This is a genomic window from Vibrio sp. 10N.247.311.12 (genome assembly GCF_041467515.1).
Lineage (GTDB): Bacteria > Pseudomonadota > Gammaproteobacteria > Enterobacterales > Vibrionaceae > Vibrio > Vibrio crassostreae_C.
Map to the genome: position 1 here is coordinate 1 of NZ_JBFSUV010000036.1, position 21,172 is coordinate 21,172.

24 protein-coding genes and 1 riboswitch are annotated in these 21,172 nt (G+C 44.5%); of the genes, 10 read left to right on the forward strand and 14 right to left on the reverse strand.

The genetic code is table 11. From position 1 onward, the window contains the following. Positions 1 to 71 precede the first annotated feature (71 nt). Both AB6E30_RS15660 and AB6E30_RS15665 read right to left on the reverse strand, forming a co-directional pair. Entirely contained in the window at positions 72 to 839 is a 768-nt protein-coding gene (locus AB6E30_RS15660; protein WP_017063097.1) for a glycosyltransferase family 2 protein, read from the reverse strand. A gap of 9 nt (positions 840 to 848) precedes the next feature. Further along, positions 849 to 1,880 carry a CDP-glycerol--glycerophosphate glycerophosphotransferase gene (locus tag AB6E30_RS15665; protein ID WP_017069245.1) on the reverse strand — a complete coding sequence of 344 codons (1,032 nt, stop codon included), beginning with the start codon at positions 1,878 to 1,880 and terminating at the stop codon, positions 849 to 851. Positions 1,881 to 2,012: 132 nt separating this feature from the next. Between AB6E30_RS15665 and waaA the strand changes: the two genes are divergently transcribed. Next, the gene (gene waaA / locus AB6E30_RS15670) at positions 2,013 to 3,275 is read left to right on the forward strand and encodes a lipid IV(A) 3-deoxy-D-manno-octulosonic acid transferase (RefSeq protein WP_372104309.1); all 1,263 of its coding nucleotides are present in this window, start codon (positions 2,013 to 2,015) and stop codon (positions 3,273 to 3,275) included. 40 nt (positions 3,276 to 3,315) lie between these two features. On the opposite strand, the gene AB6E30_RS15675 is transcribed toward waaA, so the two are convergent. After that, a complete protein-coding gene (locus AB6E30_RS15675) occupies positions 3,316 to 4,029 on the reverse strand; it encodes a 3-deoxy-D-manno-octulosonic acid kinase (RefSeq protein WP_372104312.1) in 714 nt (237 codons plus the stop codon). A gap of 96 nt (positions 4,030 to 4,125) precedes the next feature. On the opposite strand from AB6E30_RS15675, the gene AB6E30_RS15680 reads away from it, so the two are divergent. The 3 genes from AB6E30_RS15680 to AB6E30_RS15690 all read left to right on the forward strand — a co-directional run bounded on the left by AB6E30_RS15680 (position 4,126) and on the right by AB6E30_RS15690 (position 6,695). Beyond that, positions 4,126 to 5,208: a glycosyltransferase family 9 protein gene (locus AB6E30_RS15680; RefSeq protein ID WP_017063093.1), complete on the forward strand. Its 1,083-nt coding sequence runs from the start codon at positions 4,126 to 4,128 to the stop codon at positions 5,206 to 5,208. A 1-nt stretch (position 5,209) separates the two neighbouring features. Next, positions 5,210 to 5,692, forward strand: a complete 483-nt coding sequence (gene coaD, locus AB6E30_RS15685) for a pantetheine-phosphate adenylyltransferase (protein WP_017063092.1) — start codon at positions 5,210 to 5,212, stop codon at positions 5,690 to 5,692. A 250-nt stretch (positions 5,693 to 5,942) separates the two neighbouring features. Continuing rightward, positions 5,943 to 6,695, forward strand: a complete 753-nt coding sequence (locus AB6E30_RS15690; RefSeq protein ID WP_016792613.1) for a glycosyltransferase family 25 protein — start codon at positions 5,943 to 5,945, stop codon at positions 6,693 to 6,695. 131 nt (positions 6,696 to 6,826) lie between these two features. On the opposite strand, the gene AB6E30_RS15695 is transcribed toward AB6E30_RS15690, so the two are convergent. The 6 genes from AB6E30_RS15695 to radC all read right to left on the reverse strand — a co-directional run bounded on the left by AB6E30_RS15695 (position 6,827) and on the right by radC (position 10,882). Next, a complete protein-coding gene (locus AB6E30_RS15695) occupies positions 6,827 to 7,831 on the reverse strand; it encodes an NAD-dependent epimerase (RefSeq protein WP_372104314.1) in 1,005 nt (334 codons plus the stop codon). 91 nt (positions 7,832 to 7,922) lie between these two features. Continuing rightward, the gene (gene mutM, locus AB6E30_RS15700) at positions 7,923 to 8,732 is read right to left on the reverse strand and encodes a bifunctional DNA-formamidopyrimidine glycosylase/DNA-(apurinic or apyrimidinic site) lyase (protein WP_372104317.1); all 810 of its coding nucleotides are present in this window, start codon (positions 8,730 to 8,732) and stop codon (positions 7,923 to 7,925) included. A gap of 2 nt (positions 8,733 to 8,734) precedes the next feature. Then, the gene (locus tag AB6E30_RS15705) at positions 8,735 to 9,295 is read right to left on the reverse strand and encodes a hypothetical protein (protein ID WP_372104320.1); all 561 of its coding nucleotides are present in this window, start codon (positions 9,293 to 9,295) and stop codon (positions 8,735 to 8,737) included. Positions 9,296 to 9,498: 203 nt separating this feature from the next. After that, on the reverse strand, positions 9,499 to 9,666 hold the full coding sequence (gene rpmG / locus AB6E30_RS15710; RefSeq protein ID WP_002535344.1) for a 50S ribosomal protein L33: 168 nt from the start codon (positions 9,664 to 9,666) through the stop codon (positions 9,499 to 9,501). Positions 9,667 to 9,679: 13 nt separating this feature from the next. After that, a complete protein-coding gene (gene rpmB / locus AB6E30_RS15715; protein ID WP_004728407.1) occupies positions 9,680 to 9,916 on the reverse strand; it encodes a 50S ribosomal protein L28 in 237 nt (78 codons plus the stop codon). A gap of 291 nt (positions 9,917 to 10,207) precedes the next feature. Next, a complete protein-coding gene (gene radC / locus AB6E30_RS15720) occupies positions 10,208 to 10,882 on the reverse strand; it encodes a DNA repair protein RadC (RefSeq protein ID WP_017071069.1) in 675 nt (224 codons plus the stop codon). A gap of 223 nt (positions 10,883 to 11,105) precedes the next feature. Between radC and coaBC the strand changes: the two genes are divergently transcribed. From coaBC to lpxL, 3 genes are all read left to right on the forward strand, one after another. Further along, on the forward strand, positions 11,106 to 12,347 hold the full coding sequence (gene coaBC / locus AB6E30_RS15725) for a bifunctional phosphopantothenoylcysteine decarboxylase/phosphopantothenate--cysteine ligase CoaBC (protein ID WP_136979983.1): 1,242 nt from the start codon (positions 11,106 to 11,108) through the stop codon (positions 12,345 to 12,347). 139 nt (positions 12,348 to 12,486) lie between these two features. Continuing rightward, positions 12,487 to 13,077 (forward strand): nucleoid occlusion factor SlmA, encoded by a 591-nt coding sequence (gene slmA, locus AB6E30_RS15730; protein WP_004741428.1) that lies wholly within the window; start codon positions 12,487 to 12,489, stop codon positions 13,075 to 13,077. Positions 13,078 to 13,116: 39 nt separating this feature from the next. After that, the gene (lpxL, locus tag AB6E30_RS15735; protein ID WP_017063085.1) at positions 13,117 to 14,097 is read left to right on the forward strand and encodes an LpxL/LpxP family Kdo(2)-lipid IV(A) lauroyl/palmitoleoyl acyltransferase; all 981 of its coding nucleotides are present in this window, start codon (positions 13,117 to 13,119) and stop codon (positions 14,095 to 14,097) included. Positions 14,098 to 14,174: 77 nt separating this feature from the next. Here lpxL and pyrE read toward each other — a convergent pair whose 3' ends face one another. After that, a complete protein-coding gene (gene pyrE, locus AB6E30_RS15740) occupies positions 14,175 to 14,816 on the reverse strand; it encodes an orotate phosphoribosyltransferase (protein WP_017059267.1) in 642 nt (213 codons plus the stop codon). A 106-nt stretch (positions 14,817 to 14,922) separates the two neighbouring features. Next, the gene (gene rph, locus AB6E30_RS15745; protein ID WP_009847983.1) at positions 14,923 to 15,639 is read right to left on the reverse strand and encodes a ribonuclease PH; all 717 of its coding nucleotides are present in this window, start codon (positions 15,637 to 15,639) and stop codon (positions 14,923 to 14,925) included. Between the two features lie 248 nt (positions 15,640 to 15,887). Between rph and AB6E30_RS15750 the strand changes: the two genes are divergently transcribed. Further along, positions 15,888 to 16,754 (forward strand): YicC/YloC family endoribonuclease, encoded by an 867-nt coding sequence (locus AB6E30_RS15750; protein WP_017059268.1) that lies wholly within the window; start codon positions 15,888 to 15,890, stop codon positions 16,752 to 16,754. 332 nt (positions 16,755 to 17,086) lie between these two features. Here the strand turns inward: AB6E30_RS15750 and AB6E30_RS15755 are convergent, their stop codons facing one another. From AB6E30_RS15755 to AB6E30_RS15765, 3 genes are all read right to left on the reverse strand, one after another. Further along, positions 17,087 to 17,299 carry a cold-shock protein gene (locus AB6E30_RS15755; RefSeq protein ID WP_017071067.1) on the reverse strand — a complete coding sequence of 71 codons (213 nt, stop codon included), beginning with the start codon at positions 17,297 to 17,299 and terminating at the stop codon, positions 17,087 to 17,089. Positions 17,300 to 17,609: 310 nt separating this feature from the next. Then, the gene (locus AB6E30_RS15760) at positions 17,610 to 18,035 is read right to left on the reverse strand and encodes a phosphate-starvation-inducible protein PsiE (protein WP_017062464.1); all 426 of its coding nucleotides are present in this window, start codon (positions 18,033 to 18,035) and stop codon (positions 17,610 to 17,612) included. Positions 18,036 to 18,256: 221 nt separating this feature from the next. Continuing rightward, positions 18,257 to 19,627, reverse strand: a complete 1,371-nt coding sequence (locus tag AB6E30_RS15765) for an NCS2 family permease (protein ID WP_017062465.1) — start codon at positions 19,625 to 19,627, stop codon at positions 18,257 to 18,259. Positions 19,628 to 19,685: 58 nt separating this feature from the next. Next, positions 19,686 to 19,785: riboswitch (purine riboswitch) on the reverse strand. A 348-nt stretch (positions 19,786 to 20,133) separates the two neighbouring features. Here AB6E30_RS15765 and gmk point away from each other — a divergent pair. Both gmk and rpoZ read left to right on the forward strand, forming a co-directional pair. Then, positions 20,134 to 20,757 (forward strand): guanylate kinase, encoded by a 624-nt coding sequence (gene gmk / locus AB6E30_RS15770; protein WP_017062466.1) that lies wholly within the window; start codon positions 20,134 to 20,136, stop codon positions 20,755 to 20,757. A gap of 119 nt (positions 20,758 to 20,876) precedes the next feature. Continuing rightward, positions 20,877 to 21,149, forward strand: a complete 273-nt coding sequence (rpoZ, locus tag AB6E30_RS15775; protein WP_009848003.1) for a DNA-directed RNA polymerase subunit omega — start codon at positions 20,877 to 20,879, stop codon at positions 21,147 to 21,149. Positions 21,150 to 21,172: the final 23 nt, after the last annotated feature.

Sequence of the window (21,172 nt, forward strand, 5' to 3'; positions counted from 1 at the left end):
CGACTACTTCTTCTTGAAGATAAAAGCGGCTTTCCCCGGAAAGCCGCGATGAACCATTTAAAAGCCACTGGTTAACTCCTTTCTTTTTCGATAAGCCACAAGCCGACATATTTATTGAAATTCACCTGAGCGTAAGTCATAGCCATAATGAAACCGACACTACCATCCATAAAGCCACGACGGATAATGTACACAAGGAAAAACGTCCACATCGCTCGAAGTAGAGCAAGGAATAAGCCGTGTGATTTCTTGCCTTTACGATGGTACTTTTGCGAGCCGAGCCAGGCGTACTGCGCTGCTTTATCTAGGCCGTGGCCATAGTCACGATGGGTGTAATGAAGAAGAAATCCCTTCAATATCCCTGTAGAGCCTTGCTCCGGAACGACGGTCTCGTGAACCTCGTCTAACGTATATCGAGAGCCTTCTCTCTTAAACAGTCTTAATACTGCACGAGCACTGCGGCCATGTTTTAGAGTCGTGCCGTAAAGAGTCACTCCCCAAGGCAGTTTGTACGCAGTGTGTTTGATTTGATCTTGTTTTAATAGTTCAACAAGAGCGTCGCTCATCTCTTTATCGAGAGCTTCGTCAGCATCAATTGATAGCACCCAATCACATGTCGCTTTATCTAGCGCTCGCTGCTTTTGCTTACCAAAGCCAGGCCAATCAGTGATTGTCACGTTATCTGTATATTTTTGGCATATTTCAACGGTTGCATCTGTTGAGCCACTGTCTAAAACAATCAGTTCATCGGCAATATCAACGACAGATTTTAGGCAAGTTTCAATTCGGTCTTCTTCATTCTTGGTAATAACAATGACAGACAGGGTATGTTTTCTCATTATTCAGCCCTAGAATTTCCAATAGTTTAATGATTTACGGATTTTAAAGTTACGAATCCAATTTTTTGGTTTTTTATCCTGCCAACCGCTTTCTAGCACATCCGTAATAGCACTCAGAACTCTCGCTGAGGATTGACCGTCCAAATATGGCGTTATTGACGGACCATAATTAGCAATGGCTTTATCTCTTGTTTCATCAGGCAGCATAGCTTGTTGAATTGCTGATTCTAACTGCTCTGCTTGGGTAATATTGATGAAGCTCGCTTGAGGCTCTCGATTATTGACCGTAACAACCGGCTTATTGAGCAACAAAAACTCCTGAAAGATCGATGAGTTGTCACATACCATCACATCAGCACGATGCTGCATTTCAATCACTCGATCATTGTCGAAGAACAGAAGGTTGTCCCCTTCCAACGCCTGGTATTTTTCTCGTGTCTCTTGCTTCATTTTAGGATGCAATGTGACTAACCATTGCCACTGGCTCAGTTTGCTTAGGCGCTTAAGCTCTTCATAAACCAATTCAGCACAGGATAAACTTGGCGAAAAAGTGGAAGCGAATAGAATTTGAGGTCTTTCAAAATGCTTGTCACTGGTTTGATAATTAAACAAGCTATCGAGCTTCAGCCACCCGGTCTCTTTAACTTGAAAATAGCCGCGCTGCTTAGCTAGCGGCTCAAGCGAGCTTGTTCTTTCATGGCCTTCGGTGCAATACAAATCAAATAGACCACGTTCAGGGTATAAGTTCCCACGTTTGCTCTCGTTCAAACCATGAAATACTTGTACCTTCAACCCTGGAATAAACGCTGGAACACGATCGCCGGGCACTAGAACGGCAGAAGGATTAAAGGCAATAGCTTCTGTCAAAGAGACGCTCTGCTCTTGATCCAGTAAAAGATGTTCAGAAGCGTCTTCACCAACAAGCAACCACTTAACCTCATGGCCGAGTTGCTTCGCGTAATCATAGAATGGGCGAAGAATAGCAAATGAATAATTTTGCTCGACGTAGAGCAAGAAACGATAGGTTTGATCGGTTTGCATAAGCGATGAGATAAAATTCACCATGTCCGTTTGAAAGCGCAACTAAGCATTTAATTATAACGCTCTTTACTTTCGAGATTGAAGAAAATACTCTTCTGAATATTGATTTTACCTTCTGGTGTCACTGTTCTTATGCTTATACGACTTATCTATACTCTCATATTGTCATTAGCTTCTCCGCTACTGCTGTATGGGCTTTATAAGAGCAAACCTGGAAAGCCAAGTTTTGGTCAGCGTTGGAAAGAACATTTCGGGATCACACCGCAAACTCAAGGTAAGAATCCTATCTGGATTCACGCAGTATCGGTTGGTGAATCGATTGCCGCCGTACCGATCATCAAGCAACTGAAGCAACGAGATCCAAACCAAGCCATTATTGTCACCACGACAACCAGCACGGGTGCAGAACAGATAGAAAAACTCGGTGATTTAGTCGAGCATCGCTACATGCCGATTGATTTTTCTTGGTGTATTCGAGGTTTTTTGAAGACTGTTCAGCCTAAACAGATGCTAATCATGGAAACCGAGTTATGGCCAAACACACTGCACTGCGTCGCGAAAGCTGGAATCCCCATTTCGGTACTCAACGCTCGCCTATCTGAACGTTCATGCCAACGCTACGCCAAATTCCAACCCGTCTTTAACCTTCTAGCGAAAAACCTTTCTCAAGTACTTTGCCAATACCCAAGTGATGCTGAGCGTTTTATACGATTAGGGTTAGATAAAGCATCTGTGCATGTGACTGGATCGATCAAGTTTGATATTGAAGTTTCAGCTGAACAAGTATCAAAAGGCAAAGCGTTACGTGAACAAATTGGCTTTGAACGCTGTGTGTGGATAGCAGCCAGCACTCATCAAGGCGAAGATGAAATTGTCTTAGACGCTCATAAACAGCTCCTTAAAGACAATCCGAATACCTTGCTGATGATTGTGCCTCGTCACCCAGAGCGATTTAACCAAGTGTCTGAGCTAGCTCAAGAGCACGGCTTCAAGACTATCACTCGAACGAGTCAGCAACCAATCACCTCTAATGTTGAAGTGTATATTGCTGATACGATGGGAGAAATGTTGACCTTACTCGGTGGTGCTGATGTGTGTTTTATGGGAGGAAGCCTTGTGGGCGATAAGGTAGGTGGCCACAATCTTCTAGAGCCGGCAGCACTACAGTTACCTTTACTCAATGGCCCTAGCTATTTTAACTTCAGCGAGATCACAGACAAGCTACTGGAAGCCAATGCCGTGGTTATATGTCAAGATAGCCAAGATATCGCAGGCCAACTCCAACGACTGTTCAAACAATCAGAGCTGCGCAAAACTAAAGGCTTAGCGGCTTATCAAGTAGTTGAGCAGAACCGAGGGGCGTTGGATAAAACCTTGGAATACATTCTTAGCTAACAACTATTTGACCTAATTAGCCTTGGTAGCCTTTTAACATCTAACCTTGATAACCCTTTAATATCGGCTCCCAATCCGACTCTTGCCATTGAATCTGGCGCTTGTTCACTTCTTTTAAGAACGAGCGCTTTAAGCGACTCAAGTTGCCTTCTTTCCACTCATCACCCACTTGATGCCCACACTTATCAAAATCAATGATCCACACCATTTGCGAGTCATCAAGTAAGATATTATGAATGTTGAGATCGGTATGATTAACCCCAGCATCATGCATCTTGCGTACCTCTTGGCCAATTCGACGATAAACATCCGCATCTATTGGATCAGAAACCAAGACATCAACCAGATCTTTGGCATTGGGAATCCGTTCAGACATTAAGTCCGCTCGATAAAATAGTCCGCTTTTAATGGCTCTAGCAGCAATAGGCTTCGGTACATTCACACCTGCGTTTGCCAATATCTTTAGGACATTAAGCTCCATAGCGCAGCGAGTACTCTCCCAATCAGAGAAACGATATTGGTCTTCGACTAGCTTCCCAAACAATCCGCCACGGCGATAATGGCGCAATGCGGCCTGTATTCCATCAAGCTGAATGAACCATGTGGTACCGCGCCCTTGAGCACTGCCTGAAATGGCGTCTTGTTGCTGCCAATATTCAGCCTCAAAAATCTGAGCGATATCGCCCTCTGGTACCTGAGCCAAAAGTTCAGGGTCGTACCAAATTGTTTGGTTCTTGGTGCTAATCGTTTCCATCTATGAGGCCTTTGGGTCGCTTTTCGTCATTGCTATTTTACAACTAATGCGAGTATCTGCATAATTCTGATGTTATTCACTTTTTTCGGGCACTTTATGTCACTGTTCTCAACTGCACCTCAATCTCTTTGCATACTTCGCCTCTCCGCGATTGGCGATGTTTGTCATGCTATTTCTGTGGTTCAAGCCATCCAGAAGCAGTGGCCTGAAACGAAAATCACTTGGATAACGGGCAAAATAGAAGCCATGCTGATCGGCGATCTACCCGGTATTGAGGTGATTGTTTTCGATAAGAAACAAGGCTTCAAAGGAATGCGTGAATTATGGCGTCAGCTATCTGATCGTAAATTTGATGCACTTCTGCATATGCAAGCCGCACTCAGAGCCAGCGTGCTATCTTGGGGAATAAAGGCGAAGTGCAAAGTGGGATTTGGCAAAAACCGTACTCGTGAAATGCAGTCACTCTTTACCAACCACCATCTACCTATTTCAGATAAGTTTCATGTGTTGGATAACTTTGCCGAATTTGCTCGCTACATTGGTGCCCCCTTCGATAAGCCTCAATGGGATATCCCTTTAACACCTGAAGATGAACAACTCGCAATTAGCACCATGGCAGACAAGCCGACCTTGGTTATCTCCCCAGCTGCAAGCAAAGATTCACGCAATTGGTTAACTGAGCGATATGCAGCTATTGCTGATTATGCTGTCGAACAAGGCATGCAAGTGGTGTTATGTGGTTCTCCGGCACCAAGAGAAGTTAACCTTGGTAGCGACATCGAAAAATTATGCCAGTCGCCAGTAACCAACTTGATTGGAAAAACGAACTTGAAGCAACTGACTGCCGTACTGAAACATGCAACGGTGGTATTGGCACCTGATACTGGCCCAGCCCACTTGGCAACTACGCAGTCAACGCCTGTAATCGGCTTGTACGCACACAGCGACCCTCGTAGAACAGGACCTTACAACGATCTCGATATCGTAGTGAGTGTTTATCAACAGCACGTAGAAGCACAACAAGGTAAACCAGTCGCAGACCTTCCATGGGGAACCCGTGCTAAAGGCGATGACCTGATGAAAGACATCACACTCGATATGGTAAAGCAGCAACTCGATAAGGCCTTAAACTCTAGTAAAGCACCGAATTCGAACACTACATTAAGCAAGGACAGCTAAAATGAGCACACACGTTATTTATCCAGGAACGTTTGATCCGGTGACCAATGGCCACCTTGATATCATTGTTCGTGCCGCTAGCATGTTTGACCATATCACTGTTGGAGTAGCAGCGAGCCCAAGTAAAAAAACCATGTTTGAATTAGATGAACGTGTAGAGTTGTTACGTGATGCGGTGTCTCACTTACCTAACGTGTCTGTTGAAGGATTTTCGGGGTTACTGGTCGATTTTGCTAAACAGCAGCAAGCGAATGTGTTGGTGCGAGGCCTAAGAACAACCATGGATTTTGAGTACGAGTTTGGACTCACTAGCATGTACCGCAAGTTACTACCAGGGCTTGAAAGCGTGTTCCTTACCCCTTCAGAAGAATATGCTTTCCTCTCTTCAACCATTGTTCGTGAAGTCGCTATACACGGCGGGGATATTAGTCAGTTTGTGCCACAAAAAGTAGCAGACGAAATCACAATAAAAACAGCCAAGTAGTTCTCTTTATCTACTCCGAAAAATAAAAATAGCGCTCAGTGAGCGCTATTTTTATTAATACCTATAATTTAATCCGCCCCGAGCACGATCTTTCCGACACTACAGAACCACTAATAGTCAATCAGCCATACTGCCTCAACATTCTTGAAGCCCGTCACAACCATAATCGCTAAATAAGTGAACCGTTATTACAAAAATCCAGGCGAGTGTTACTATGGTTCACTATAAATAAACACATCAATATAGCTTTATGAAATCATACTGTATTACCTTAAAAGCAAACCATTGTAGGCAAAAATCAACAGCTAACGCCCTTAAGGATGCTCAGGTTGATTTTGAGTTTTTTATCGGAGTGGATGCACGAACCGATGAACATCCTCTACTAACAAGAATTCACGATAGAGCTTTTTTACACAATATGGGTAGACCGCATGCAATTGGGGAAGTGGGGTGTTATGCAAGCCATTATCTTATTTGGCAAAAATGCATAGAGTTAAATGAACCCATTTTAGTCTTCGAAGATCATGCCGATATTGATATCGATATATTTCGCAATACTTTGACTATCGCCGAGCAGCATATTGAGCAGTGTGGTTTTATTCGCTTACAAGACAGTAAGAATAGACTACATTATTCAGTTGATAAGTACGATACACAGCATCTTGTAAAGTATTTGAAAGTTCCTCAAGGAACCGCCTGCTATGCTATATCTCCCAAAGCGGCACAAGCTTTCATCGAACAAAGTTCAACTTTTAATTATCCAGTTGATGTATTCTTAAGGAATACTTGGATTCATAAGCACCCCATGTTTGGTGTTTCTTCTGCTGGATTACAGCGTAGTAAACGGCCGTCAATTATCGGTAGTCGTAAACATAAAGGTAGAAAAGACTATTCTGTCGCCTTTATGAAGATTGTGAACAAAATAAAGAGTATGGCACTTAATCTATCAACAAACCTTTATCACCTTGCAGTACTAGATAAAGAGTTCAGACCAAAATTCTAGGTCTAGGAAAAGTACACTCACATTAAATTGCCCCCTCTCTTTATGCTTATACTTATACCTAAAAAGCAATCATGCGATTACCTATAAAAATAGCGCTCATTGAGCGCTATTTTTATAAGAGAAACTAACTCTTATAGTGAATAGTAAGCTTTATACCAATCCGCGAAAGCTTTCGCGCCTTCTTGGATCTTCACTTGAGGTTTATAACCAACCGCTTCAAACAAATCTTCCGTATCAGCGTAAGTCGCGTACACATCACCAGGCTGCATTGGCATGAAGTTCTTTTTCGCTTCAACACCTAGAGCACCTTCTAATGCTTCGATGTAGTCCATTAATTTAACCGGGCTGCCGTGACCGATGTTAAACACGCGATACGGAGCAGAACTGGTTGCTGGTGACCCTTGCTCAACGGTCCAATCTGGTTGCTTGGCTGGTATACGATCTTGAACACGAATAATACCTTCAACAATATCATCGATATAAGTGAAGTCACGCATCATGTCGCCGTTGTTATAAATGTCGATTTCTTTGCCCGCTACGATTAGATTCGCAAACTTGAACATCGCCATATCAGGGCGACTCCAAGGGCCGTAAACCGTAAAGAAGCGAAGACCTGTCGTTGGTACGTCGTATAAATGAGAATAGGTATGCGCCATCAACTCATTCGACTTCTTAGTCGCGGCGTACAGTGAAATCGGGTGATCAACACTGTCTGCTGTATGGAATGGCATTTTTTGATTCAAGCCATAAACGGAACTCGATGAAGCATAAACGAGGTGTTCAACCTTATTATGGCGACAGCCTTCAAGAATAGCTAAGTGACCGACAAGGTTGCTATCGGCATACGCCATTGGGTTATCAATTGAGTAACGAACGCCAGCTTGCGCCGCTAAATGAATCACACGGTCAAATTTTTGCTCAGCAAACAGCTTCGCCATGCCCTCTCTATCAGCAAGATCCAGCTCGGTAAAGGTAAGCTTTTCATGCTCGATACGCTTAAGGCGATCATGTTTCAGAGAGACTTCGTAGTAGTCATTTAGGTTATCGATACCAACAACCTCATGCCCTGCCGCACATAGTCGCTCTGACACTGCAGAGCCAATAAAACCAGCAACGCCAGTTACTAAATATTTCATTCTACTATTCTCAATTCATATAATTAGTACAATTGTAGCCACTCGCTAGCCTATCGACTAGCAATAAAAAGTGAACACGAGTTCAGATTTTCTATACTTGGCACTCTTCGCAATAAAACGTATTGCGCTGTCCGATTTTTAGCTCTTGAATCAGAGCTTCACAGCTTGGACACTTTTCACCTGCTTTACCATACACTTGCAGCTCTTGTGCGAAGTAGCCTGGTTTACCATCAGCCTGAGAAAAATCTTTCAGCGTAGTACCACCTTGCTTGATAGCCGTTGCGAGTACTTGTTTAATCTCATCGGTTAACAAGATCCATTCGGCTTTGGTCACTTTGTTTGCCGATCGTAACGGGTGGATTTTTGCAGAGAACAAGGCTTCGTTAGCGTAGATATTCCCGACACCGACCACTACTTTGTTGTCCATGATGAACTGCTTGACTGCGACTTTACGCTTTTCTGCTTTCTCAGCGATGTAATCAGCGTTAAAGTCGTCCGTTAACGGCTCAGGACCAGAACCAAGCAACACAGAGTGGACTTCATCAGGCGCCGACCACAACCAAGCGCCAAAGCGGCGAGGGTCGTTGTAGCGCAATACTTTGCCATTGGTGAGCTTAAGATCCACGTGATCGTGCTTGGCTGCTGGAAAGTCAGCGTCTAATACGCGTAGTGAGCCAGACATACCAAGGTGAACAATGGCAGTGCCAGTATCCGTTTCAATCAATAGGTACTTTGCACGACGCGAGATTGATCGAATCAACTGCCCTTCTAATTTCTTAAGTTCTTGAGGGATATCCCAGCGCAGCTTAGGCGTGCGAAAAGTCAGGGATTTAATCTTCTCACCGACTAAATGAGGCGAGATCCCCATACGGCTTACTTCAACTTCGGGTAATTCAGGCATAGTTAGTCGTCCGATTTAGGTGGTTTGTCTGATATAGATAGCTTGTCTGACTTAAATGACTGGTCTGAGCCAAAGCTTGGAAACAGGTAGCTCTCTTCAATAGACACCGCCAACCACTGATCATTCCAGTTTTTTAACAACCAGAACTCAGGCAATTGATAATAGGTAATACGCTGGGGCTCTTCTTGGTCTTGATACCATACTTCGATGGTGTGTGGTGTATTTAACCGAGGCGTAAGGTCTGTGTAGGTCTGTGAGTCGACTTCCGTGCCCACAAGCTCTTTCCAACGTTGTGACAGCTCTTGTGCATTGGTGGCTTGAGGAAAGTCAGTATCCTCGAACTGGTAAACCCATTGATTATCTTGTTGAATGACAGACCACTTAGCAAAGTGTAACGCTTGAAGCTTTGCTGTTGGGTTCAGGAGATAAGGATAAGGGCTATCAACCTGCGGTTCAGGCTCGATAAGGTACGCTTTGATCAATGTTGGAAGGTTTAACACGCCAATAAAAGCGATCACACTGAACATGAGTATGTTGTTCCACCGGCGTCCACGATATCTCATCTGATTCTGCTCATCTAACCTATTGAACATTCAGTATATCGTGAAAGTGGCAATACTTTCTATGTTGCGCGGTTTTCTATCTATCAGGTGCTATGTCAGCAAGAGCAATTGAGTTGCTCAAATTTTAGATATAAAAAAACCCAGCGATTAAACTGGGTTTTTCAATTCTTTCTTCTACTGAAGAAGAGCAAAAAAAGCATCAATTACTTGATTTTAGCTTCTTTGTACATAACGTGTTGGCGAACTACTGGATCAAACTTTTTGATCTCAAATTTGCCTGGCATGTTACGCTTGTTCTTATCAGTTGTGTAGAAGTGACCAGTACCTGCAGAAGATACTAGACGAATTTTCTCACGAATGCCTTTAGCCATTGCTTAATTCCTCTTAAACGTTTTCGCCACGTGCACGGATATCAACAAGAACAGCATCGATGCCTTTCTTATCAATGATACGCATGCCTTTAGCAGTTAGACGTAGTTTAACAAAACGTTTTTCGCTCTCTACCCAGAAACGATGAGTTTGTAGGTTCGGCAGAAAACGGCGCTTAGTAGCATTGCGTGCGTGTGAACGGTTGTTACCCGTTACTGGACGCTTACCAGTTACTTGGCATACTCGGGACATGAATGTCTTCTCCAATCGTTTCAGCTCGATATCAACCTTGGTGGCCGAACCTCTCTATCAATTAAAATAGAAGGTAAAAACCGTTATGGAAAATCCATACAAGGCTATCAAAGGTCGCGCATTATACTAACTTGACACGCATTGCTCAAGACCCGAACAGATCCTTTTTACGGATTTCGTGATCTTTTTTTGTGCAGCGCAGCTTGCTTGAGTAATCAGAGCTGATTTTAGGTCTAAAAATGTGGGCGGAATAATAGCAGATTTAACGCAACTAACAACCTAAAATGTGATTCAAATCCATCCACGCTCTGCAAAAGAGACAACTTCGCCATCTCCAACGACAAAATGGTCGAGAACTCGGATGTCCACCAGCGCTAATGCGTCGGTCAATCGGCGTGTAATCCTCCTATCCGCTTGGCTGGGCTCCGCGACACCCGAAGGATGGTTATGAGCCAAGATTAATGCCGCCGCATTGTGATGAAGTGCCCGTTTAACCACTTCCCGTGGGTAAACCGATGCGGCATCGATGGTTCCTTCAAACATAACTTCGTCTTTGATTACCCTATTTTGGTTATCGAGGAACAATATATAGAAGGCTTCTCGCTGGCGATCACGCAACATGCTCGAAAGATAAAGCTTAGTATGACTGGGGCTAGTGAGTGCATCTCCGCGAGATAACGTCTCTGCTAGATAGCGCTGTGTCATCTCTAACACAGCCTGTAATTGAACATACTTGGCCTGCCCCATCCCTTTATGGGCACAAAATTCTTCCTGCGTTGCTGAAAAAAGATGACGGAGCGAGCCAAAGTCTTTGATCAACTTGTCAGCAAGTTCCAACACGTTCATTCCTTGTGTCCCTGTTCGCAGAAATATCGCGAGCAGTTCAGCATCACTCAAAGAATCAGGCCCTCTATTTAACAACTTTTCTCTCGGCATCGATTCGGCAGGTATTTTATCTATTGGCATATAAAGACAATCATTGGTCATGAACACAACCCATCACCTTAATGAGATCGTAATCAGAGATCCTTCGATAGAGATCAAAGGAAACGAGACACTAACAAAATCGTGTAATTGATAAGTTTGATAACACCAACTTGATGAGCGTCAACTCTGTTCGAGTTCTGCTTCTAGGCACTTATCCTTTGTTCTGATATCGTAAGTCGCAGAGAAATTAAGGAACAGAATCATGCAAACATTGGTTAATCAACTGGATAACGCTGACCTACAAGGCCTGGCTGGGAAAAAAATCCTACTTGGCATTAGTGGTGGTATCGCTGCGTATAAATGTGCCGAACTGACTCGACGCTTAATTGAACGTGGAGCACAAGTACAAGTCGTGATGACGAATGCAGCCAAGGAGTTCATTACTCCTCTCACCATGCAAGCCGTCTCTGGAAGGCCAGTGTCTGATAGTTTGCTTGATCCTGCTGCTGAGGCTTCCATGGGGCACATTGAGCTCGCAAAATGGGCTGATTTGGTATTACTAGCGCCAGCAACCGCTGATCTGATTGCGCGCATGACAGCTGGCATGGGTAACGACCTACTGACCACTTTGGTTCTAGCAACCGATGCGCCAGTTGCGGTATCTCCGGCAATGAACCAACAGATGTACAGCCACCCTGCCACTCAAGAGAACATCGCAACACTAAAACGTCGTGGTTGTGAGATTTGGGGACCGGCGGCTGGCGAACAAGCGTGTGGTGATGTGGGAATGGGTCGCATGCTAGAGCCTATGCAGCTCGTGCACCGCTGTGAAGACTTCTTCCAACCTAAACCTCTTGCTGGTCGCTCTGTGTTAATCACGGCGGGTCCAACTCGTGAAGCCATTGACCCTGTGCGTTACATTACCAACCACAGCTCGGGCAAGATGGGCTATGCTCTGGCTGAAGCGGCAGCGAAACAAGGCGCAACAGTAACTCTAGTCAGCGGCCCTGTATCACTCGCGACACCAAATAAGGTTAATCGTATCGATGTCGACAGCGCTCAACAGATGTTTGATGCGGTTGCAGCAAACGCTTCTCAACATGATATTTTCATCAGCTGCGCCGCGGTTGCCGATTATCGCCCTGAGACCATCGCAGACCAAAAGCTTAAAAAGGTCGACGGTAAAGACGACATGACCATTCAAATGGTTAAAAACCCAGATATTGTCGCTTCTGTCGCTTCAATGACCGAAGGTCGCCCATTTACTGTCGGCTTCGCAGCAGAAACTCAAGATGTTGAGAAGTACGCACGCGGTAAACTGGAAAGAAAGAACCTCGATATGATCTGCGCCAACGACGTCTCAGTTGAAGGCCAAGGCTTCAATAGCAGTAGCAATGAGCTGCACCTTTATTGGAAAGGCGGCGATAAATCTCTACCACTGGAGAGCAAAGACACACTTGGTTTCCAGATCCTCGATCAGATCCAACAGCTTATTAATGTATAAACGCACAAATTTGCTCTGATAATCTGCTGACACCTCTCGATTCTGTTGACCTAGGGCTTACAAAACTAGGAAACAGAATTGAATGGTGTTTATAATCCTTCTTCACTCAATCCTCATCTTTAGGAAAGGAAGTAAATAGATGGCTGGTACTCGAAAATCAAACCGTCGTGAAGAAATCCTACAAGCTCTCGCACAAATGTTGGAATCGACCGAAGGTGCTTCTCGTATCACAACGGTAAAGTTGGCCAAGCAAGTGGGTGTTTCTGAAGCTGCGTTATACCGCCACTTCCCAAGCAAAGCCCGCATGTTTGAAGGCCTGATCGAGTTCATTGAAGAAGCGTTGATGTCTCGAATCAACCGCATTCTGGATGAAGAGAAAGACACGCTAGAGCGCATACGCCTAGTGCTACAACTTATCTTAGTTTTCTCAGAACGTAACCCAGGCCTGACTCGAATTTTATCTGGTCATGCTCTAATGTTTGAAAATGAACGCCTGCGTGATCGCATCAACCAACTTTTCGAACGCATTGAGACGCAACTTCGCCAGATCCTGCGTGAAAGAAAGCTTCGTGAAGGGAAATCATTCCCGGTTGATGAGAAAATCTTAGCCGCTCAGCTGCTAGGTCAAGTTGAAGGCAGCTTGAATCGATTTGTTCGCTCAGACTTCAAATATCAACCGACAGAAAACTTCGATGCTTATTGGGCACTGCTAAGCGCTCAGATTAAGTAGCAATCAAATTAAGTGGCAATCAAATCTTAAGTGATGGTTATGACGACGAAAACTTCTTCAGCAAACGGCACAGCACAACACGTGATTACTAAGCCGCCTTTTACTCTAGCTCTACTTCACCCTAAATATTGGGGTGTATGGTTTGGTTTTGGGTTATTGGCGCTTATTGTTAACGTTCTCCCTTATCGCCTCTTACTGCTGTTAGGCCGATCGTTAGGCTCTTTGGGTGCTCGCTATGGTAAAAAGCGCGTCGCGGTAGCAACACGTAACTTGGAGCTCGCCTTCCCAGACAAGCCAGCAGATGAAGTCGCGGCAATGGTCAGTGAGAACTTTAAGAACACAGGTATGGCACTCATCGAAACCGGCATTACCTGGTTTTGGCCTACGTGGCGCTTCAAGCGAATCCTAGTAGATAAAGACACCCAAACACTGCGTACACATAAAGCCAACGGTAAAGGTGTTCTTCTATGCTGTGTGCATGCCTTAAATCTAGAGATCACTGCGCGAGCAATGGCTGTATTAGGTATTTCTGGTTTAGGTGTTTATCGCCCGCACAACAATCCGGCTTATGAATTCATTCAATACCGTGGTCGTACTCAAAACGGCAACCGCCTGATTCACCGTAAAGACGTGAAGCGTATGATTCGAATCCTGCGTCAAGGTGAGATCCTTTTCTACCTACCGGATCATGATTACGGTCGTAACAAGTCTGTGTTTGTGCCTTTCTTCGCAGTAGAAGATGCGTGTACCACAACAGGCACCAGTATCCTAGCTTACACTAGCCGATGCGCACTTGTTCCGGGGTCTGGTTTTAGAAATGCCGATGGCAAATATGAGATCATGGCCGATGAATCAATTGAAGATGACTATCCACAGAAAGATGAGAAAGCGGCTGCCGCCTACATGAACCGCTACCTTGAGAAGATTATCTTAAGAGCACCAGAACAGTGGATGTGGCTGCACAAGCGCTTTAAGACCATGGAAGACCCAGAAGTGGAGCGCGGCATTCGTTATAAATAATGAATACTGAACCAAAAGGAAAGGGGCTGATGAATCATCAGTCCCTTGTGCATTCTATAGTCTAATTACGAGTAGTATTAGATGCCGTATTGAGCGCGGTATGCTTTTACTGACTCTAGGTGTGCTGCGTCTGTGCCTTTCTCTTCAAGGAAAGTCACCAAGTCAGTCAGGCTAACGATTGAGATAATCGCACAACCGAAGTCACGCTCAACTTCTTGAATCGCAGACAGTTCGCCTTTGCCCTTCTCTTGACGGTCGATAGCAACAAGCACGCCCGCTAAATCAGCGCCATTTGCTTGGATGATTTCCATCGACTCACGAATCGCAGTACCTGCAGTGATCACGTCGTCCACTAACATGATGCGACCTTCAAGCGCGCTACCGACAAGGTTGCCACCTTCACCGTGGTTTTTCGCTTCTTTGCGGTTGAAGCAGTAGGGCGTGTCTACATCGTGGTGATCCGCTAGTGCAACCGCTGTCGTCGTTGCAATTGGGATACCTTTGTATGCAGGACCAAATAGTACATCAAACTCAATGCCAGAATCAGCCAATGCTGCTGCGTAGAAGCGACCTAAGCGCGCTAGGTCACGACCTGTATTAAACAATCCAGCATTGAAGAAGTAAGGGCTCTTGCGGCCAGACTTTAAAGTAAACTCACCAAACTTAAGTACTTCTTTCTCTAGTGCAAATTCAATAAATTCACGTTGATATGCTTTCATGTTTTTCCTCTACGTTTATTCAATAAAACTTAACTTACGCTCTGCACTACTCTTTCGAGTTTTACAGACAAAAAAATAGCCCCCAAATGGGAGCTATTAAAAATGACTAGTCGGCCAACGCAGCTTTCTGCGCTTCGACGATATCGGCAATGCCCTTATTAGCCAGGGCTAAAAGCTGCATCAGCTCTTCGTGGCTGAACGGTTCGCCTTCTGCGGTACCTTGAATCTCAATCATCTTACCGTCTTCCGTCATTACAACGTTCATGTCGGTATCGGCTGCTGAGTCTTCAACGTACTCAAGGTCACACAGTGCTTGTGCACCAACGATGCCCACTGAAACTGCCGCTACGTGGCCTTTCATTGGGTTCTTTTTCAGTTTGCCGCTTGCTAGTAGGCTGTTGATAGCATCAGCCATTGCAACGCTTGCACCTGAGATAGAAGCAGTACGAGTACCGCCGTCTGCTTGGATAACATCACAATCGACAGTGATCATAATTTCACCCATTACTTTCAGGTCAACAACAGCACGTAGGCTACGAGCGATCAGACGTTGGATTTCCATCGTACGACCACCTTGCTTGCCGCTCGCCGCTTCACGACGGTTACGAGTGTGCGTTGCACGTGGCAGCATGCCGTATTCAGCCGTTACCCAACCCTTTCCTTGACCTTTTAACCAACGCGGTACGTTTTCTTCTACCGTCGCATTACATAGAACTTTAGTGTTGCCGAACTCAACTAATACAGAACCTTCAGCATAAGCTGTGTAGTTACGAGTAATTTTAATTGGACGAATTTGATCTACAGCGCGGTCATTTGGACGCATTGGTATCTACCTTATTAACAGTCTGAAGTGATTTACTATCGAAAGAGTGCATCACCTAAGAAAGGGGTGAGACAGTTTTGATTGGGGCAAGATTATATAGCAGTTTATCGTGCAAATCTATTTACCGTTCAAAGCTATTTATCACGAAAGGCTATTTACAGTGAAAAGCGACAGGCTTCGAGAGCACACCATATCGTGATACTATGCGTGCGCGTTATTTTCAGAATGATAAAAGACAGGAAAATTCGATGATTTATAGTATGACCGCGTACGCACGCAAAGAAGTAAAAGGCGATTGGGGCAGCGCAGTATGGGAAATCCGTAGTGTAAACCAACGCTACCTAGAAACTTACTTCCGTATGCCTGAACAGTTCCGTGGTTTAGAGCCAATCTTGCGTGAGCGTTTCCGTAAGCGTCTAGCGCGCGGTAAGGTTGAATGTAACCTACGCTTTGAAGCAAACCCTGCTGCAAAGGGCGAACTAAGCATTAACGAAGGTTTGGCTCAGCAAGTAATCAATGCGGCGAACCAAGTAATGACGATGACAGGTGAAGACAGCCGTTTGAACCCATTCCAAGTCATGAACTGGCCTGGTGTGATGGAAACGCCAGAGCAAGACATGGATGCCATCAACAAAGACCTACTTGAAGCATTCAACGATGCTATCGCAGAGTTCATTGATGCTCGTGCTCGTGAAGGTGAGAACATGAAGGCGCTAATCGTACAGCGCTTAGATGCAATCACTGAAGAAGTAGTGAAAGTTCGTGCACGCATGCCTGAGATCCTAGAGTGGCAACGTGAGCGTCTTCTTACCAAATTTGAAGATGCGAAAATCGAACTGGAAGGTTCTCGTGTTGAGCAAGAGCTTATCCTGCTAGCGCAGAAGTCAGACGTAGCAGAAGAGCTAGACCGTCTAGATTCTCATGTGAAAGAAGCGAATGCAGTACTGAAGAAAGGCGGCGCTTGTGGCCGTAAGCTAGACTTCATGATGCAAGAGTTCAACCGTGAGTCAAACACGCTAGCGTCTAAGTCTATCAGCACAGACATCACAGCATCGGGCGTAGAGCTTAAGGTTCTTATCGAACAGATGCGTGAGCAGATCCAAAACATTGAATAACAGTCTGTAAGCTGTACACGATAAAGAATAATCAGCTTAATCAGTGTTGATTAGATCAAAATGAGCTCCTAATTTTAGGGGCTTTTTTTTATGGATACAGTAATAGTAATCAGGATGAGCAAGTGACTGGTTGTTACGTAGAAGGTTGAGTTAGAGCAAAGAACAGATACAACGATAGTTAGAACGAGATAACGGACGTAAAACAGGATTTTTGAATACTTAGAGAGGGTATTGCTAATGGAGAAGAGTGTTGCGGTAAAACTGAGGGGGGAAACAAATTTGAGAGAGAAAGTGACGCAAGTTGCTGTTGCAACCTGCGCCGACTTAAAATCTTATAGAGCTACAACGTTTGCAGCTTGAAGACCTTTTTGGCCTTGCTCTACTTCGAAAGACACTTGTTGGCCTTCTTTAAGAGTCTTGAAACCTTCAGAAGCAATTGCACGGAAGTGTACGAATACGTCAGCGCCGCCGTTGTCTTGAGTTAGGAAACCGAAGCCTTTCTCTTCGTTAAACCATTTTACTACGCCGTTTACTTTGTTAGACATGATGTGTCCCTTATATAAAAATAAAAAATTAATCGCCAAAAGTGCGATGCGCTGAAAGCTTGAATTATTTAATGTATCTATGAAGCTAAGGGAAACACTGAGAATAACAATGAAGCAATACTAAGGGTTCTACTTTACAACTGGATGTTTCATTTAATAACCCTGAGAACAGAGCGACGCCATTCTTGGTGATCTGAGCCTGCTTGTAAAGCGTTATTTGGACAATTTGATGTTTTTTTGTTCGGTTGGCTTGAATTCAAGCCCAGCTAGGTCGCCGGGCTTGATTTGTAAGACTTTGATCTCAAAAAATTTACTCGTCCGGCTGCTTAGTTCTGAGATCGACATATGGCCAGTAATGGTGACCGACTCGAATCAACAGAGTTGCTGCTGCCAAGATAAATGCCGCTAAAGATAACCAAACGATCAATACCGCATCGAGTTCTTTCATGCCCAAAGTGATGTAACGAGCAATCGCCATCATCGCGATATAGATTGGGTATCGCACTGGGATCTTACCGTTCATCACAAACTGCTGAACCATGGCCAACACTTCTAAATAGATGAACATCAGCAGAATGTCGGTCAGTTGTACACGGCGTTCAGCGAAGACATGCATGAACTCTTCGACCATCGCAAACAAGGTCGCGAGCGTGATCGCCACCAGCAATACCGCTTCCATAATGTGGAACACTTTTAAAAACGGCTTACTAAAAGATTTGGGTAAATGAGAAGGCATAGTCACTCTTCAAAAAATAATTAATCCAGTCTCTACAATAGCATGCATCAATATAAGTCGCGTACTGTCAAAGCACCGACTTTAGGCTAACGCCATCAACACATCGGTAACCAACATTAAGAAGCGACGGTAAAAAGCAACAAATACAAAAATGGCCCCGCATTCACTGCAGAGCCATCTGTTTGTCTTTTACTTAGCGACTTCTTAGTGACTAATTAGCCTTAAAGCAGAATCAGGTAAGTTAAGAACACCACACACAGTCCGTAGATAAGCGGGTGTACTTCTTTGCGCTTACCTGCCACAACCATTGTGAATGCGTAGCTGATGAAGCCCATCGCCATACCGTTCGCTGGAGAGAAGCTTAGCACTGTGAACATGATGGTAAAGAAGGCTGCAATGCGTGACTCTTTCTTTTCCCAGTTGATCTGACCAAGACGACCTACCATGTAGATGCCGACGACTACCATCGCCGGTGCAACCATTGCAGCCGAGAAGATAGAGAAGATTGGGTATAGGAATAGCGAGATTAGGAACAGACCAGCCACCATGACTGCTGCCAAGCCCGTTTTCGCACCTTGAGAAGAAGCGATGCCAGACTCAGAGAATGCGGTAATTGATGTGGTACCAAGAATAGAGCCAATCACAGTACCGCCCGCATCTGCTACTAGAGCCGATTTCGCGTTTGGCACCTTACCGTCTTTATCGATGATGCCCGCATCACGGCCAACGCCGACAATGGTGCTCAAGCCATCAAAGAAATCGACAATCAAGAAGATAAGTACGATGAACAGTAGGTCGAACATTTTCTCTGGCGTGAAAGCAGAGAAATCGAAGATAGCGCCGAAGCTGCCAGCCATGCTTGGTGGCATAGCAATGAACTGCTCTGGGATTGGTGCGTTTGAAGTGCCCATGAAGACGTCAGCAAGAATCGTCAACACGATAGCAGAAACGAATGAGATGAACGTTGCTAGCTTGATGTCACGAACCATACAACCCAGTGCGATGAAGATGCTCACGTAAGCGATGATCACTTTTGGATCAGAAATGTCGCCTAAGCCTACCAATACGAATGGGTTAGAAACGATGATGCCCGCATTCTTAAGACCTAAGAAAGCAATGAACAGTCCGAGAGACACGGTAATCGCCAACTTCAAATCTTCAGGAATCGATTCAATCATCGATTTACGAATATTGGTCAATGAGAACGCAAGGTACAAAATACCAGATAGGAAGATACCGAACAGCGCTTCATTCCAAAGCACGGCAACAGATCCACTTAACAGCAGACCTTTGAAAAAGCCGTTCATACTCATGCCCGGCGCTAGCATTACAGGGTAGTTGCCCCAAATGCCCATAATTAGGGTTGCGATTGCCGCAGACAGAGCCGTTGCAGTAAACACGGCACCTTTGTCCATGCCTGGAATATCACCCAAAATTGCTGGGTTAACCGCCAGAATGTAACTCATCGCCAAGAAAGTAATGAAACCCGCATACAGCTCAGTGCCAATCGTGGTTTTTCTTTCAGTGATTTTAAACATCGAATCAAGCGAGCCAGAGGTGTTCTGGGCTTTCAGGGTGGAATCGGTACTCACAACAAAACCTTTGCAATAAATTAAGAATTTGGTGATTCAAATGCTGTGAGAATAGAGAGGTCTCTACACTAAAAACTGTAGTCACCAAGGTAGGCTCGGTAGTAGAAACATCTAGTCCATATCACTAGATATATACAGCATTTAATCGTTTGCGCGGATTGTAAGGATTGAGATTAAAACTTCAACAAATTTTGTCCAGATCACATAAAAAAGTACCGATGACGAGTCATTACATTTATACAAAGATCTTTGAGAAGATCATTTGCTGATAAATAACGATCAAGCCAGTTGTTCTCAATCATCTAAATATGCTACTCTTCGCCTCCATTTTTCTGACCTAATTTTCACCAGTTGCTTCTATTAGTTTTACTCGTTATCTCTTTATAGACGTAACCAACGGCACAATTAGTAGATGCGCCATCGGAACAAAAATTAGAGTCAGTGCTATCTTTTAAAGTGTAGGTTTATTGCCTTCACTCAATCCAACCAACAGTGGAAATATACAGATGGGCAAAGGTACTCTTTACATCGTATCTGCACCTAGTGGCGCAGGTAAGTCGAGCTTGATCTCAGCAATGCTAGAAACCAATCCAACCTACGCAATGAAGGTATCTGTTTCACACACCACTCGCGGTATGCGCCCTGGTGAAGAAAATGGTGTTCACTACCACTTCGTAGAGAAGCATCATTTTGAAGACCTTATTACTAAAGGTGAATTCCTAGAGTACGCTGAAGTGTTCGGCAACTACTACGGTACTTCACGCGTTTGGATTGAAGAAAACCTAAACCGCGGTATCGATGTGTTCCTAGATATCGACTGGCAAGGTGCTCGTCAGATCCGTGAACAAATGCCTCAAGCGAAGAGTGTATTCATTCTTCCACCATCAAATGGTGAGCTAGAGCGTCGTTTGAATGTTCGCGGTCAAGACAGCGACGAAGTTATTGCGAAACGCATGAGCGAAGCAAAATCAGAGATTTCTCACTATGCAGAATATGATTATGTGATCGTGAATGACGACTTTGATGCAGCCCTAATGGACTTCAGAGCTATCATTCGTGCGGAGCGCTTAAAAGAAGATAAGCAAGCAGCGAAATACAGCGGCATGCTTACTGCTTTATTAGCGGAATAATCTAGATCCCCTAGATTTTCTATTGAGATAAGTATACGGTGATCTAGAAAGTATCTAGTTAAACTTGTATACTTTCTCGTCATCAAAAATTTATTAGTTAATTACTATTTGGAGTCCTCATGGCACGCGTAACTGTTCAAGACGCTGTTGAAAAAGTTGGCAACCGTTTCGACCTAGTTCTTATTGCGGCTCGCCGCGCACGTCAAATGCAAACTGGCGGTAAAGATTCACTAGTGCCTGAAGAAAACGATAAGCCAACGGTTATCGCTCTTCGCGAAATCGAAGAAGGTCTTATCACTAAAGACGTACTAGATGCTCGTGAACGTCAAGAGCAACAAGAGCAAGAAGCGGCTGAACTTGCAGCAGTAAGCAGCATCGCTCACACTCGTTAAGAACGTCATTCGAACTAATTAAC

Coding starts and splice junctions, on each gene's coding strand:
- AB6E30_RS15660 (WP_017063097.1), bottom strand. CDS start 839: ATGAGAAAACATACCCTGTCTGTCATTGTTATTACCAAGAATGAAGAA.
- AB6E30_RS15665 (WP_017069245.1), bottom strand. CDS start 1,880: ATGCAAACCGATCAAACCTATCGTTTCTTGCTCTACGTCGAGCAAAAT.
- waaA (WP_372104309.1), top strand. CDS start 2,013: ATGCTTATACGACTTATCTATACTCTCATATTGTCATTAGCTTCTCCG.
- AB6E30_RS15675 (WP_372104312.1), bottom strand. CDS start 4,029: ATGGAAACGATTAGCACCAAGAACCAAACAATTTGGTACGACCCTGAA.
- AB6E30_RS15680 (WP_017063093.1), top strand. CDS start 4,126: ATGTCACTGTTCTCAACTGCACCTCAATCTCTTTGCATACTTCGCCTC.
- coaD (WP_017063092.1), top strand. CDS start 5,210: ATGAGCACACACGTTATTTATCCAGGAACGTTTGATCCGGTGACCAAT.
- AB6E30_RS15690 (WP_016792613.1), top strand. CDS start 5,943: ATGAAATCATACTGTATTACCTTAAAAGCAAACCATTGTAGGCAAAAA.
- AB6E30_RS15695 (WP_372104314.1), bottom strand. CDS start 7,831: ATGAAATATTTAGTAACTGGCGTTGCTGGTTTTATTGGCTCTGCAGTG.
- mutM (WP_372104317.1), bottom strand. CDS start 8,732: ATGCCTGAATTACCCGAAGTTGAAGTAAGCCGTATGGGGATCTCGCCT.
- AB6E30_RS15705 (WP_372104320.1), bottom strand. CDS start 9,295: ATGAGATATCGTGGACGCCGGTGGAACAACATACTCATGTTCAGTGTG.
- rpmG (WP_002535344.1), bottom strand. CDS start 9,666: ATGGCTAAAGGCATTCGTGAGAAAATTCGTCTAGTATCTTCTGCAGGT.
- rpmB (WP_004728407.1), bottom strand. CDS start 9,916: ATGTCCCGAGTATGCCAAGTAACTGGTAAGCGTCCAGTAACGGGTAAC.
- radC (WP_017071069.1), bottom strand. CDS start 10,882: ATGCCAATAGATAAAATACCTGCCGAATCGATGCCGAGAGAAAAGTTG.
- coaBC (WP_136979983.1), top strand. CDS start 11,106: ATGCAAACATTGGTTAATCAACTGGATAACGCTGACCTACAAGGCCTG.
- slmA (WP_004741428.1), top strand. CDS start 12,487: ATGGCTGGTACTCGAAAATCAAACCGTCGTGAAGAAATCCTACAAGCT.
- lpxL (WP_017063085.1), top strand. CDS start 13,117: ATGACGACGAAAACTTCTTCAGCAAACGGCACAGCACAACACGTGATT.
- pyrE (WP_017059267.1), bottom strand. CDS start 14,816: ATGAAAGCATATCAACGTGAATTTATTGAATTTGCACTAGAGAAAGAA.
- rph (WP_009847983.1), bottom strand. CDS start 15,639: ATGCGTCCAAATGACCGCGCTGTAGATCAAATTCGTCCAATTAAAATT.
- AB6E30_RS15750 (WP_017059268.1), top strand. CDS start 15,888: ATGATTTATAGTATGACCGCGTACGCACGCAAAGAAGTAAAAGGCGAT.
- AB6E30_RS15755 (WP_017071067.1), bottom strand. CDS start 17,299: ATGTCTAACAAAGTAAACGGCGTAGTAAAATGGTTTAACGAAGAGAAA.
- AB6E30_RS15760 (WP_017062464.1), bottom strand. CDS start 18,035: ATGCCTTCTCATTTACCCAAATCTTTTAGTAAGCCGTTTTTAAAAGTG.
- gmk (WP_017062466.1), top strand. CDS start 20,134: ATGGGCAAAGGTACTCTTTACATCGTATCTGCACCTAGTGGCGCAGGT.
- rpoZ (WP_009848003.1), top strand. CDS start 20,877: ATGGCACGCGTAACTGTTCAAGACGCTGTTGAAAAAGTTGGCAACCGT.